At 69.3% G+C, this 13,034-nt stretch carries 12 protein-coding genes and 1 tRNA gene; 7 read left to right on the top strand and 6 right to left on the bottom strand.

Features of this window, described 5'->3' with window-relative positions; all coding sequences use genetic code 11:
* Positions 1–43: 43 nt before the first annotated feature.
* Both RMCN_RS07685 and RMCN_RS07690 read right to left on the bottom strand, forming a co-directional pair.
* Positions 44–1,501, bottom strand: a complete 1,458-nt coding sequence (locus RMCN_RS07685; protein ID WP_064414103.1) for an aldehyde dehydrogenase family protein — start codon at positions 1,499–1,501, stop codon at positions 44–46.
* Positions 1,498–2,421: a quinone oxidoreductase family protein gene (locus tag RMCN_RS07690; RefSeq protein WP_067388171.1), complete on the bottom strand. Its 924-nt coding sequence runs from the start codon at positions 2,419–2,421 to the stop codon at positions 1,498–1,500. The genes RMCN_RS07685 and RMCN_RS07690 overlap by 4 nt, the downstream gene beginning before the upstream one ends.
* A gap of 124 nt (positions 2,422–2,545) precedes the next feature.
* Here RMCN_RS07690 and RMCN_RS07695 point away from each other — a divergent pair, with 124 nt between their 5' ends.
* On the top strand, positions 2,546–3,931 hold the full coding sequence (locus tag RMCN_RS07695) for a cytochrome P450 (protein ID WP_067388173.1): 1,386 nt from the start codon (positions 2,546–2,548) through the stop codon (positions 3,929–3,931).
* On the opposite strand, the gene RMCN_RS07700 is transcribed toward RMCN_RS07695, so the two are convergent.
* Both RMCN_RS07700 and RMCN_RS07705 read right to left on the bottom strand, forming a co-directional pair.
* Positions 3,932–4,432 carry a hypothetical protein gene (locus RMCN_RS07700; protein ID WP_084377243.1) on the bottom strand — a complete coding sequence of 167 codons (501 nt, stop codon included), beginning with the start codon at positions 4,430–4,432 and terminating at the stop codon, positions 3,932–3,934.
* A 275-nt stretch (positions 4,433–4,707) separates the two neighbouring features.
* Positions 4,708–5,295: an Rv1733c family protein gene (locus tag RMCN_RS07705; RefSeq protein ID WP_067388175.1), complete on the bottom strand. Its 588-nt coding sequence runs from the start codon at positions 5,293–5,295 to the stop codon at positions 4,708–4,710.
* 327 nt (positions 5,296–5,622) lie between these two features.
* Here RMCN_RS07705 and stpK7 point away from each other — a divergent pair, with 327 nt between their 5' ends.
* The 3 genes from stpK7 to RMCN_RS07715 all read left to right on the top strand — a co-directional run bounded on the left by stpK7 (position 5,623) and on the right by RMCN_RS07715 (position 8,170).
* Positions 5,623–7,419 (top strand): serine/threonine protein kinase StpK7, encoded by a 1,797-nt coding sequence (stpK7, locus tag RMCN_RS07710; protein WP_067388177.1) that lies wholly within the window; start codon positions 5,623–5,625, stop codon positions 7,417–7,419.
* A gap of 143 nt (positions 7,420–7,562) precedes the next feature.
* Positions 7,563–7,697 (top strand): hypothetical protein, encoded by a 135-nt coding sequence (locus tag RMCN_RS31820; protein WP_263987696.1) that lies wholly within the window; start codon positions 7,563–7,565, stop codon positions 7,695–7,697.
* The gene (locus RMCN_RS07715) at positions 7,694–8,170 is read left to right on the top strand and encodes a DUF5994 family protein (RefSeq protein WP_064415642.1); all 477 of its coding nucleotides are present in this window, start codon (positions 7,694–7,696) and stop codon (positions 8,168–8,170) included. The genes RMCN_RS31820 and RMCN_RS07715 overlap by 4 nt, the downstream gene beginning before the upstream one ends.
* A gap of 4 nt (positions 8,171–8,174) precedes the next feature.
* Here RMCN_RS07715 and selD read toward each other — a convergent pair whose 3' ends face one another.
* Positions 8,175–9,182 carry a selenide, water dikinase SelD gene (gene selD / locus RMCN_RS07720; protein WP_067388329.1) on the bottom strand — a complete coding sequence of 336 codons (1,008 nt, stop codon included), beginning with the start codon at positions 9,180–9,182 and terminating at the stop codon, positions 8,175–8,177.
* A 51-nt stretch (positions 9,183–9,233) separates the two neighbouring features.
* On the opposite strand from selD, the gene RMCN_RS07725 reads away from it, so the two are divergent.
* Positions 9,234–9,328 (top strand) — tRNA-Sec (locus RMCN_RS07725).
* 13 nt (positions 9,329–9,341) lie between these two features.
* Here the strand turns inward: RMCN_RS07725 and RMCN_RS07730 are convergent.
* Positions 9,342–9,863: a DUF488 domain-containing protein gene (locus tag RMCN_RS07730; protein ID WP_067388179.1), complete on the bottom strand. Its 522-nt coding sequence runs from the start codon at positions 9,861–9,863 to the stop codon at positions 9,342–9,344.
* A 109-nt stretch (positions 9,864–9,972) separates the two neighbouring features.
* Between RMCN_RS07730 and selA the strand changes: the two genes are divergently transcribed.
* Positions 9,973–11,283 carry an L-seryl-tRNA(Sec) selenium transferase gene (selA, locus tag RMCN_RS07735; RefSeq protein ID WP_067388332.1) on the top strand — a complete coding sequence of 437 codons (1,311 nt, stop codon included), beginning with the start codon at positions 9,973–9,975 and terminating at the stop codon, positions 11,281–11,283.
* Entirely contained in the window at positions 11,271–12,962 is a 1,692-nt protein-coding gene (locus RMCN_RS07740; protein ID WP_067388181.1) for a selenocysteine-specific translation elongation factor, read from the top strand. Before selA ends, RMCN_RS07740 begins: the two co-directional genes overlap by 13 nt.
* Positions 12,963–13,034: the final 72 nt, after the last annotated feature.

A 13,034-nucleotide genomic window follows, 5' to 3' on the forward strand; every position in this document is an offset into this window, starting at 1 on the left:
TGACCCGTGGAAAGCGGCTCATTGGCCGACCGGGACCGCGAAGTCAGATCGCGTACTGCCTCGGCTCGTGCTGCACGGAGATCCAGTGCTCGGTGGTGAATTCGTCGACGGCCCACTGGCCGCCGAAGCGACCGATCCCGGATGCCTTCTCCCCGCCGAACGCCGTGTTGGCGTCGTCGTTGACCGGCGCGTCGTTGACGTGGGTCATCCCGGTGTCGATACGACGGGCGAAGCGCACCGCGCGTTCGACGTCGCGGCTGAAGACCGCCGACGACAGCCCGTATTCGGTGGCGTTGGCCAGCCGAAGCGCTTCCTCGTCGCCATCGGCCCGGACCACCGTCATCACCGGCCCGAAGACCTCCTCGCGGGCGGTCGCCACGTCGTTGGAGCCGGTGAGGATGTGCGGTGGCAGGCACTGGCCGGTCGGGCCGAAGGGATCGCCGCCGGTCAGCAGGGAGGCGCCGTCGCCGCGGGCGCGATCGAGCTTGTCCTGGATCGACTCGACCTGTGAGCTGTTGATGATCGGGCCGAGGTCGGTCTGTGGATCGCGCGGATCGCCGACGCGCAGCTGTTTGGTCCGGTCGACGAAACGGTCGAGAAACTCGTCGAACACGCGGGCGTCGACGATCGTCCGGTTGCCGATCATGCAGATCTGGCCTTGATGGAAGAAGGAGCCGAACACCGCGGCCCGCACGGCGAGGTCGAGATCGGCGTCGTCGAGCACGACGATGGGACCATTGCCGCCGAGTTCGAGCGCGGTGCGCTTGATCCCGGCCTTGGCCGCGATGCCTTCGCCGACGGGTGTGGAGCCGGTGAACGAGACGACGCGCGGGGTCGGGTGCGCCACGATCGCGTCACCGATCTCCGAGCCCGAACCGATGACCACGGACAACAGGCCCGGCGGCAGCCCGGCCTCCTCGAAGATCCGCGCGAGCAGCAGCCCGCCGGTCACCGGGGTGTCGCCCGCGGGTTTGAGCACCACCGCGTTGCCGACGGCGAGCGCGGGCGCCACCGAGCGGTTCGACAGCTGCATCGGGAAGTTCCACGGCGAGATCACCGCCACGACGCCGACGGGCTCGCGGTAGATGCGGCTCTCCTTGCCGGGGATGTCCGAGGGCATGATCTTGCCCTCGACGTGGTGGGGCATCGACGCGGCCTCCCACAGCACCGAGCGCACCAGGCTCCATTCGAGTTCGGCCTTGGCGAGGGTGCCGCCGGTCTCGCGGACCAACCAGCCGGTGATCTCGTCCTTGCGGGCGCCCATCACGTCTGCGGCGTCGCGCATCACCTGAGCGCGGGCCATGGGCGGTTGCGCCGCCCAATCCCGTTGCGCTTCTTCGGCGATCGCGTACGCCTGATCGAGATCGTCGGCGTCGGCCTGGGGGATCTCGGTCAGCACATCGCCGGTGTAGGGGTCGGTGTCCTGCCGGGTCTCGCCGGACGAGCCGGCACGCCACTGCTTGCCGATCGGCATGGTGTCGAAGTCGGGATAGGCGCTCATGAGATTTGGATCGCGATCTTGGTGTGGGGGCTGTCGGCCTGTGCCTGCCATGCGCGCGGAGCCTCGTCGAGGGGGTAGCGCTCGGTGTCGACGCGGATGCGCCCGGCCGCGGCGTGCCCGGTGAGTTCGTCGTATCCCGCGCGCATCACGTCGGCACCCATCAGGTTGTTGTTGTGCCCGATGTGGGTGCGGCCCATCAGCTTGGCAAAGGGGGCGGCGGCGGTCGCTCCCGCGCCCTGCCCGACCGTGATCAGTGTCGCCCCGACGGTGGACGCGTCGAGCGCGGCAAGGAACGGATCGCCGTACACCATGTCGATGACGACGTCGTAGCCGTCGCCGGATTCGTTCATCAGCGCCTCGGGGTCGTCATCCTGTCCGAGTCGGACCACCGCGTCGGCGCCGAGTTCACGCACCTCCTCCAGTGCGTCTGGGTTGCGACCGGCGCCAACGACATGCTTCGCGCCGAGCAGCTTGGCGGCCTGCACCGCGATGCGGCCCACCACGCCGGTGGCGCCGAGCACCAGCACGGACTTGCCGTCGGACACGTCGGCGTGCCGGGTCAGCGGCAGCCAGGCGGCCAGTCCCGCTATCCCGAGCGCCACGGCGAGGTCGTCGTCGAGAGCGTCGGGGATGGGAAACGTCAGCGCGGGATCGACGCGGCACCGCTGGGCCCACGACCCGAACGGTTCAGGTGGCGAGTCGAAATACACGCGGTGACCGTCGGTGGTGGTGCCGATACCTTCTTTGCCCACAACCGAAGGCGTCACGGGTTCGCCCATCGCGCCGGATGCGAGGGCCAGGTCGACCGGATTGCAGCCGGCGAGGCGAACGTCGACGACTTCGGTCTCGGGGCCGTCGGGTTCGTCGAATTCCCTGACCGTCGGTGTCTTGCCGGGCGCTTCGAGCACGGCGGCGCGCATGGGGCTCCTTCCGTTGGGTTCACGATCGGGCTACCCGGTGTAGGCGGTGTTATGCGTGGCGTTCGACCGAACGGTTGGCGGTCGGCTGTTCCATATCGCGCGTCCCGCTCGTACTCTATTAGGCATGAGTATAACAACGACGACGGCGCTGCCGCCGGGTCCTCGGCTCCCGTCGTTCGCACTGCTGTTGCTGATGATGCGGTGGTGGCCGCAGATCGTGTCGATTTGCCAACGCCGCTACGGCAACGTGTTCACGTTGACCAATTCCATGGTGGGCTCGATGGTCTATCTCTCCGATCCCGCCGACATCAAGACGGTGTTCGCCGGAGACCCGCGGATTTACCATGCCGGCGAAGCGAATTCGATGCTGGCGGGACTCTTGGGGGACAGCTCGGTGCTCGTTGTCGACGACGAGGTGCACCGCGAGCGCCGCCGACTGATGATGGCGCCGTTCCACCGTGACGCGGTGGCGCGTCAAGCCGACGTGATGGCCGAGATCGCGGCGGAGAACATCGCCGGCTGGCCGGTCGGCAGGCCGTTCTCGGTGGCGCCGAAGATGTCGGAGATCACCCTCGAGGTGATCCTGCGGACCGTGATCGGCGCCAGCGACCCGCAACGACTGGCGGCGCTGCGCGAGGTGATGCCGCAACTGCTGAACGTCGGGCCGTGGGCGTCGGTGGCGATCGCCAAACCCAAGCTGTTGAGACATCGACTCTGGCAACGGTTGCGCCGCAACATGGATCGCGCCGACCAACTCTTGTATGCCGAGATCGCGGACCGTCGCGCCGATCCGGACCTCGCCGAGCGCACCGATGCACTGGCGATGCTGGTACGTGCGGGGGTCGACGACGGCGCCGGGATGAGCGATCGAGAGTTGCGCGATCAACTGATCACGCTGCTGGTGGCCGGGCATGACACCACCGCGACAGGGTTGTCCTGGGCGCTGGAGCGGTTGACCCGCAATCCGGATGTGTTGTCAAAGGCTGTGCGGGCGGCGGAATCCGGTGACGACGAGTATCTGGACGCGATCGCCAAGGAGACGCTGCGGATCCGCCCGGTCGTTCCCGATGTCGGCCGAATCCTCACCGAGCCGGTTGAGATCGCCGGCTATCGACTACCCGCGGGGGTGATGGTGGTTCCGAGCATCACGCTGGTGCACGACGATGCCGCTATCTATCCCGAGCCTGACCGGTTCGATCCGGATCGCATGGTCGGCGCGACGCTGAGCCCGACGACGTGGTTGCCGTTCGGCGGCGGCAATCGCCGTTGTCTCGGTGCGGGATTCGCGATGGTGGAGATGCGCGTGGTGCTCCGTGAAGTGCTGCGGCGCGTCGAGCTGGCGACGACCACCTCTGCAGGCGAGCGGCAGAAGCTCAAGCACGTGATCATGACACCGCATCGCGGTGCGCGAATCACGGTGTTGGCGAAAAAGATTGACGCGTCGACGGCGGCGGAGCAAGCTGCATCAAGATCCGCCACCGCCGACACGTCACCCGCGACGCAGAACTGATCAGGGGATGTCGGTGGCGGGCACGCTGCCGCAACCGACTCCGGGAATGCACCCGGCGGCGCCTTGTGGTCCGGCGACACCGGACGGTCCGCCGGGGATAGCGCCCGCCGCACCTTCGGGTCCGGCTGTGCCACCTGGGCCGCCGGGGATGGCGCCCGTCGCGCCTTGCGGTCCGGCCGCGCCCGCGGGGCCGCCGGGGATAGCGCCCGCGGCACCTTCGGGTCCGGCCACACCGGCCGGTCCGCCGGGAACAGCACCGGCCGCGGCCGGAGCGCCCGGAGGCGGCGGCGGTGTCCACACACCCGGCGCGGGAGCGGGAGCGGGCGCCGGGGCAGGGGCAGGCGCGACCGCGCAGCCCGTGCCCGCGGGGTCGACGCAGCCCGAGGGGCCACCGGTCGGGAGGAACGACGGCGAAGCAAAGCCTGCAGGTGCGGCCGCAATCGCAGCAGCAGCCGCGCCGGCCACGAAGAGCGGTGAAAACTTCTTCAGGTTGGTCAACATGCCGGTGCTTTTACCACCATCCGCAGAGCTCAAACCTCCAACCCCGGCGCGCACTCACCTCCAACCCCGCGGGCGACCCCTCCAACCCCCGCGAGCTCACCTCCAACCCCCGCGAGCGACCGTGTTTGTGCACCGACACGCCGCGTTCGGCCGTACAACGGCGGCCGCTCGCGCCGATTGAGTGCCCGCAACGGCTCGAGTGCCGCGCCGATTGAGTGCCCGCGACGGCTCGAGTGCCCGCGACGGCTTGAGTGCCGCGACGGAGAGCGCCAACGTTAGGAGCGACGGTTCGCCGTCCCGCCGTCGTCGGCGAGGCTGGCGATCTCGCGGTCCCATGCCGCGTAACGCATCCGCCGCAGGCACGGCCGGCCGACGAGGACGAACATCGCCGCCACCGCAGTCACCGCGAGCCAGAACGAGATGGCCGCGACGGATGCGTCGACCCCGGCGCGCCACCACGGGTCCAGAGGCTGCGTCCGTCGACCGTCCGGATAGACCGAGACGTCGATGGTCTGCCCCGCTTTCACTGGCCGGTCCCACCGGAAACGCTCGGTGTGCTGAACGCCGGCAAACCGCCAATTCGCCTGTACGACGGAGACATCGGTGCCTCGAAGCGTCGCGCTCGTGGCGGTGACCGTAGCGGTGACCGGGTAGCGGTGCTGGGCTTCTGCAACGTAGGCGCGGCCGCGTTCCTCGTGGATGGCCGTCGCCATGGCCCCGGCGACCGGTATGGCGATCAGCGAGGCCGTCACCGCCACCACCATCACGAGGGTCTCGACGCGATCGGTCCTCCGCACGAGCGGATTTCGACCGATGGCGTGGATCATCCGCCAGTGCCACCACCCGCGTTGGACCGTCTGCATCGTGCCTCCCTCGGACGTCAGGGGAATTGACCGAGGCCGCCCATCCAAACCTCTTTTCGCCCCTCCGCGAGCGCGCGCGTCCGCACACGACGCGCCGCCGAAAAGCAACACTTCTCGCACGCTCACCCGAAAGCGAAAGACCGGCATCACTCCTCGCCAGCAACCTGTCGCACCGGACCCCGTCAGCCCGCCAGGAGCATCACCGCGGCAGGCCCGAGGCCGCCGGCCATAAACGGCGCAGATTATTAAGAGATCCTGGCAAACATGATGTAACTTCAATCGACACACGATGCGGGGTTGGCCGCTGTCGAGGGGTTAATAGAGACGGTGGACGCGACACCATTCGGGCACTACCAGCTGCAGGAGTTGATCGGCCGCGGCGGTATGGGCGAGGTCTATCGCGCCTACGACACCAAGACCGACCGCATCGTCGCGCTGAAGGTGTTGCCGCCGTCCATGGCCGCCGACGAGGTCTTCCAACAGCGCTTCCGGCGCGAGTCGCAGGCCGCCGCCGGGCTCAACGACCCGCACGTCGTGCCGATCCACGGATTCGGCGAGATCGACGGCCGCCTCTACCTCGACATGCGCCTCATCGAGGGCCGCAACCTGGGCGCCATCCTCAAGGACGCCGGTAAACGCCCGCTCGATACGACGCTGGCGGTCAAGATCGTCGAACAGGTGGCGACGGCGCTCGACGCCGCGCACGCCCGCGGCCTGATTCACCGCGACATCAAGCCGTCGAACATCTTGGTCACCGAACGCCAATTCGTGTACCTCATCGACTTCGGCTTGGCCCGCAGCGCGGGTGAGAAGGGCTTGACCACCGCGGGCAGCACGCTCGGGACGATGGCCTATATGGCCCCCGAACGCTTCGAGGGCAAACCGGTCGATCAGACCGCCGACATCTACGCACTGGCCTGCGTGCTCTATGAGTGCCTGACCGGCGTTCGCCCGTATCCCGCCGACAGCCTCGAGCAGCAGATCGCCGGCCACATGAACAAGGACGTCCCGAAGCCGTCGGCGGTCGATCCGCGGTTGGCGGCCTTCGACGAGGTCATCGCCAAAGGCATGGCCAAGACGCCGGCCAAGCGCTACCAGAAAGCCGGCGACCTGGCCGACGCCGCCCGCCGAGCGCTCACCGCGCCGGTGCGCACCGCGGGCAGCGGCAGACACCAGGCGCGACGGGCGCCGGCCAACGTCAGACGCGTGCCGCGCCGGGCGTTGGCGGTGGCGGCGTCGGTCGTGCTGGTCGCCGCGCTGGGCACGTTCGGCGTACTGCAGTGGCGGGGAGACGGTAGCGCCCGACCGGCCAGCATCGAAGAGACCACAGCCCCGCCGCCCGCCGCCGACGGCGCGGTGGCATCGATCGCGGCGACGGTGCCCGAGGACATCCGGTCGACGGGCAAGCTCGTCATCGGCGTCAACACCCCTTATGCGCCAAACGAATTCAAGGACGCCGACGGCCAGATCGTCGGCTTCGACGTCGATCTGATGAATGCGGTCGCCCGAACCCTGGGCCTGGTTCCCGAATACCGCGAAACCGCGTTCGAGGCGATCCTGCCGTCGGTGCGGGCCGGCGACTTCAACGTCGGCATGTCATCGGTCACCGACACCAAAGAGCGTGAGGAGGCGGTCGACTTCGTCACCTACTTCCAGGCGGGCACGCTGTGGGCGCAGCGGACCGGGTCCGGGTTCAGTCCGGCCGACGCATGCGGGCTCCGTATCGGCGTGGCGTACGCGACCCTTCAGGAGACCGAGGAGATTCCGGCGAAGAGCAAGGAGTGCGTGGCCGCCGGCTCGGCGCCCATCGACGAAGTCGTCTACGTGACGCAGGACGACCTCACCAAGGCGCTGATCAACGGTGAGGTCGACGTCATGGCCACGGACTCACCGGTCGCGGGATTCGCGATCAAGACCTCGGGCGGTGCGCTGGAGGCCGCCGGGGATGTGTTCAACTCCGCGCCCTACGGCTGGCCGGTGGCCAAGGGCTCCGGGCTGGCGGAGTCGCTGCGTCAGGCATTGGCGCATCTGATCTCCACCGGCGAGTACCGCACCATCGCCCTGATGTGGGGCGTCGAGAAGGGCATGATCTCCACGCCGCAGATCAACGGTGCGACCCGCTGACCGTTGGCCCTCGCAAGCCGGCGTGTAACCTGGAGATAGCCGTCTCCGGTCAGCAGCCGTCTTTTCCACACGATGGATCTGCGTCTTGATACCGCGCGCCAGTCGACATCGGCCGCTGCGGAACGTAACGAAGGACTTGCTACATGCAGTCGAACGACCTGTTCTCACACCCTCAGAAGCCCGAGTTCACCTCGAACGAAGACCACTCCACCGAACCCGTCACCAATCCGGTGTTCTCCGACCGCCCCGAACGCGGTCCGTCCACACCCTCGGCATGAACGGCCTCACGGGGACGCGGCGGCTGGCCCGACCCGTCCGCCTCGTGCTCGCACGCAAACTCGGCTCCGACATCGACGGCGCGTGGTGGCCCCACACCGGATCGGTCGCCGGTGAACTACCCGAGCTGATCGAAACCCTGCACAAGACGCTCGGCGAGATCATCGACATCCGGGTGAACTGGGCGGCCACCGAAGGCACGCTTGACTACAACTCGATCCTGTCGAGCACCAGGACCAAGAGTCCCGGCCCGCGCCGGGCGCATCGACTGATGGTCGTCGCCGGACGCTCGGCTTCGGTGAAACTTCTTGTGATACCGCATATGACGACGCCCGCGCTCGGTGCGATGGTCATGCGGTGCGCGGCCGGCAGATCCTACGACGGCTCACCCGAATGCGCGCAGTGGAGCGAAGCCGCCGACACCGTCATCCGTGACGCGCAGTCCGACAGCGTGGCCTGGACGGCCAACGCCTGATCTTTCAGCGCACGACGATCGTGTGCTCGCCACGAGGCACCAGCTCGCCGATCACGGGCGCGCCCGGAATCTCCCCGGCGATCAGCAGACCACCCGACGTCTGCGCATCGGCGAGCAGCAATGCCTCATCTTCGTCGACGGCGGACAGATCGACATGCGGTGCCACCCAGTCCAGGTTGCGCCGGGTTCCGCCGCTGACAAAGCCCTGCGCCAACGCATCTCGCGCGCCGTCGATGTAGGGCACCGCCGCGCTGTCGATGACCGCGGTGACGCCGCTGGCGCGGGCCAGCTTGTGCAGGTGGCCGAGCAATCCGAAACCCGTTATGTCGGTGGCGCATTCGGCGCCGGCGTCGACGGCGGCCCGCGCGGCGTCGGCGTTCAGCGTGGTCATCACCGCGATCGCCTCCGGGAACGTCTCACCGGTGTTCTTGTGCCGGCTGTTGAGCACCCCGACGCCCAGCGGCTTGGTCAGTGACAACGGCACACCGGGTTTTCCTGCGTCGTTGCGCAGCAACCGGTTGGGATCGGCGACACCGGTGACGGCCAGCCCGTACTTCGGTTCCGGATCGTCGACGCTGTGCCCGCCCGCCAAGTGGCAGCCCGCGGTCCCACACACATCCAGGCCGCCGCGCAACACCTCGCTGACCAACTCGAACGGCAACACATCGCGCGGCCAGCCCAGCAGATTCACCGCGACGACCGGACGCCCGCCCATCGCGTACACATCCGACAGCGCGTTGGTGGCCGCGATCCGGCCCCAGTCGTACGGGTCGTCGACCACCGGGGTGAAGAAGTCCGTCGTGGCGATCAGCGCCAGCCCACCGCCTGAACCGACGCCGTCGATGCGCACCGCCGCCGCGTCATCGCCGTCGTCGAGGCCCACCAGCAGCTCGCCGACCGGATCGCGCGGCGCGGCGCCGGTCAGGCCACGGACGACGTCCTCGAGTTCACCGGGTGGAATCTTGCACGCGCAGCCACCGCCGTGCGCGTACTGGGTCAGTCGGTAGGTCATCTGCTCCGTCACAGCCTCCATGCTGCCTGGCATGATCGGGCCGTGGGTCAGGGAGGCGTATCCGGTCTGGTGACCGGCGCGGTCTTCAAAATCGCTGAGCGGCAGATTCTGTCGCTGGCGGGTTCGATTCCCGTCCGCCTCCGCCACCCATTCCGGTGATCAGCCGTCCCACACCACCAGGCCGTCGTCGCGGATCCGCGCCCCTTCGGACGGCTCGTGCGGCACCAACCGACCGTCGTGCATCAGGTGTTCGACCGGCACCGAGAACCGCAGCACCGCCACGTCGGCGACGATCCGCCGGTGGCAACGCCACCACACCGACTCGCTGCACATCATCGCGGTGCGCCCCTGTTTCGACTGCTCGATGAGCTCGGCCAACGCGTCCTGGAAGTCCTCGGTACGCGTGTACGCGGCGTAGGCGGCGAACTGCTTGACCCGCCACCACGGATCCTCGGGTTCGGAGCCCGCGGGCAGGCTTCGGCGCCCGCCCAGGCGCTGTTCCCAGCGGTAGGACAATCCGGCTTTCCCGGCCCACTCGGTGATCGCGGTCCTCTCGACGTCGGGGTTGTGCCTGCTGTTCGGATAGCGGCGGATGTCGACGAGCGCCTCGACCTCGGCCTCGCCCAGCAACCGCGCGAGGGCCGACCTGTCGAGCGCGCCGTGACCCACCGACATCAACACACCACCGGTGTACCCGATCGACGCCGTTGGGCCATGATGGCTTCATGCGAATTCGGTGCGCTTTGGTGCGCTGGCCGCAACAACGTGCACACAAATCACGGGGGCGACGGTGACCGATCCCCGACGACGGGTGCCGCGCACCGACGCGCTGCTCGCCGATCCGCGCCTGGCCGAGGCCTCGCGGGTGCTCGGTCGAACGCTGGTGAAAACCGTTGTGGGACAGGCCCAACAACGCGCGCGGGCCGGTGAGATCGAGCCGGAGCGGGTTGCCGACGACGCGGTCGCATCGCTGCCGACCAGCGCGGCCACGCTGCGGCCGGTCATCAACGCCACCGGGGTCGTCGTGCACACGAACCTGGGCCGGGCGCCGCTGTCCAAGGCCGCGGTTGACGCGGTCGTCACCGCGAGCGGTGCCACCGACGTGGAGTTCGATCTGGAGACCGGGCGCCGCGCCCGGCGCGGACGCGGGGCGCTCGCCGCGTTGGCCCGTGCGGTTCCGACCGCCGGCGGCGTGCACGTGGTCAACAACAACGCCGCCGCGCTGCTGCTCACCGCGATGACGCTGGCCCCGGGCCAGGAAATCGTCGTCAGCCGCGGTGAGCTGATCGAGATCGGCGACGGCTTCCGGCTGCCCGAACTGATGGAGTCGACGGGTTCGCGCATCCGCGAGGTCGGCACCACCAACCGCACCCATCTGCGCGATTACGCCGACGCGCTGGGCCCCGACACGGGTTTCATCCTCAAGGTGCACCCGTCGAATTACTCGGTCAGTGGCTTCACCTCGACGGTCGGCGTGCCCGAGCTCGCCGAACTCGTCCGGGGCGAGCGAAGCGACGGGAAGAAAGTCGTTCCGCTCGTCGCCGACATCGGCTCGGGCCTGCTCACCCCGCACCCGCTGCTGCCCGAGGAGCCCGACGCCACCACGATGCTGCGCGACGGCGCCGACGTCGTCACCGCCAGCGGGGACAAGCTGCTCGGCGGGCCCCAGGCCGGCCTGCTGTTCGGCTCGGCGGAGCTGATCGAGAGGCTGCGCCGCCACCCCGCGGCGCGGGCGCTGCGGGTCGACAAGCTGACCCTCGCCGCGCTGGAGGCCACACTTGTCGGCCCACCCCCGCCGGTCATGCAGGCGCTCGACGCCGACGTCTCCGACTTACGGATCCGCGCACAGAAACTCGCCGCACAGCTGCCGGGGGCCGAGGCCGTCGACTGCACGGCCGCAGTCGGCGGTGGCGGCGCACCCGACGTCGCGCTGCCCAGCGCCGCGATCAGCCTTCCGGAGTCCTACGCCGCCCCCCTGCGAACCGGCACACCGTCGGTCGTCGGACGGCTGGAGGGCGGTCGGTGCCTGCTGGACCTGCGCACCGTGGCACCCGACGACGACGGCCTGCTCGCCCAGGCGGTGCTGGCGTGTACGTCGTAGCGACCGCGGGCCACGTCGACCACGGCAAGTCCACGCTCGTCGAGCGCCTCACCGGCATGTGGCCCGATCGGCTGGCCGAGGAGCAGCGGCGCGGCCTGACCATCGATCTGGGCTTCGCGTGGACCACGCTCGACGGGCGTGAGGTCGCGTTCGTCGACGTGCCCGGCCACGAGCGGTTCGTCGCGAACATGCTCGCCGGCGTCGGCCCCGTGCCCGCGATCATGTTCGTCGTCGCCGCGACGGAGGGCTGGATGCCCCAGTCCGACGAACATCTCGACGCGCTGCGGGCGCTCGGCGTCCGGCATCTGCTCGTGGTGATCAGCAAGTCCGACCTCGCCGACCCGGCGCCTGCTCTGGCGCAGGTCAGCCAGCGGCTGCCCGACGTTCCGGTGGTGCTCGGCGCGGACCTGGAAGCCGTTCGCGCCGCGGTGGTTTCGCTTGTCGACAGGCTGCCCCCACCCGACCGCGATGCCGACGTGCGGCTGTGGGTGGACCGGTCGTTCACCGTCCGCGGCGCGGGCACCGTGGTGACGGGGACGCTGGCGGCGGGCACATTGCGTGTCGGCGACGAGCTCGAGCACGCGGGACGACGGGTGACGATTCGGGGCCTGCAGTCGCTCGGCCGGGATCGGCGAGAGGTCGGTGCCATCGCGCGGGTCGCGGTGAATGTGCGCGGTGTCGACCGCAGGCACATCGGTCGCGGCGACACCATCCGAACCCCGGGCGCATGGTTGGACACGGCCGAAATCGACGTTCTGCTAAGGCAACCCGGTGAATTACATCGGCAGCTCGTGCTGCACATCGGGTCGGCGGCCGTCCCGGTGCACGTGCGGCCGCTCGGCGCGGCGGGTGCGCGGCTTCGGCTGACGCGTCCGCTGCCGCTGCGAGTGGGCGACATCGGGTTGTTGCGTGACCCCGGCGAGCATCGGATCGCCGCGGGTGTCGAGGTGCTCGACGTGCGGCCACCCGCACTGCGCCGTCGCGGTGCGGCACGCGAGCGCGGTGAGGAACTGGCCACCGGACATGTGCGTCCACCACCGTGTGCCCGGATAACGGAGTTGCGCGCCATGGGATTTGATGCCGACGGCACCCGCATCGGGGAGTGGGTGGTCGACAGCGACTGGTGGACGCAGCGTGGCCACCAGATGACCGTGGCGCTCAACGATTGGACGGCCGGGCACGACATCGCGGCGGGAATGCCGTTGGAAGCTCTACGGCGGCAGGCCGGTCTGCCCGCCGCCGAACTGCTGCTCGCGCTGTTGGAGGGCACCGGGCTTCGGGTGGCCGACGGGGCGGTGCGACGCCCGGACGCCGAGTTGCCCGCACGCGTCGACAAGGCGGTGCGCACGGTGGAGGAGTGGTTGGCGGCCGAGCCGTTTCGAGCACCGGAGGCCGACGAACTCGCCGACCTGAACCTGGGACCGCGCGAACTCGCGGCGGCGATCCGCGCCGGACGGCTCATCAGGATCGCCGACGGCGTGGTCCTCGGCCCCGATGCCGCCGACCGCGCCGCCAAAATCCTCGCGACGCTTCCGCAACCGTTCGCCGTCGCCGAGGCCAAGCGCGCGCTGAACACCACCCGGCGGGTCGCGGTGCCGCTGCTCGAACACCTCGACGCTCGAAAGATCACCCGGCGGGGCGCCGACGGCACCCGAACGCTTCTTCCGCAGGAGCGCTGAATCAGCAATCCCATTGGCTCCACCAGCCCCACTGGCCTCTGGTGGGTTCCCCATCGCAAGTGCCCGCCTCAG

It is taken from the genome of Mycolicibacterium novocastrense, from assembly GCF_001570485.1.
Lineage (GTDB): Bacteria > Actinomycetota > Actinomycetes > Mycobacteriales > Mycobacteriaceae > Mycobacterium > Mycobacterium novocastrense.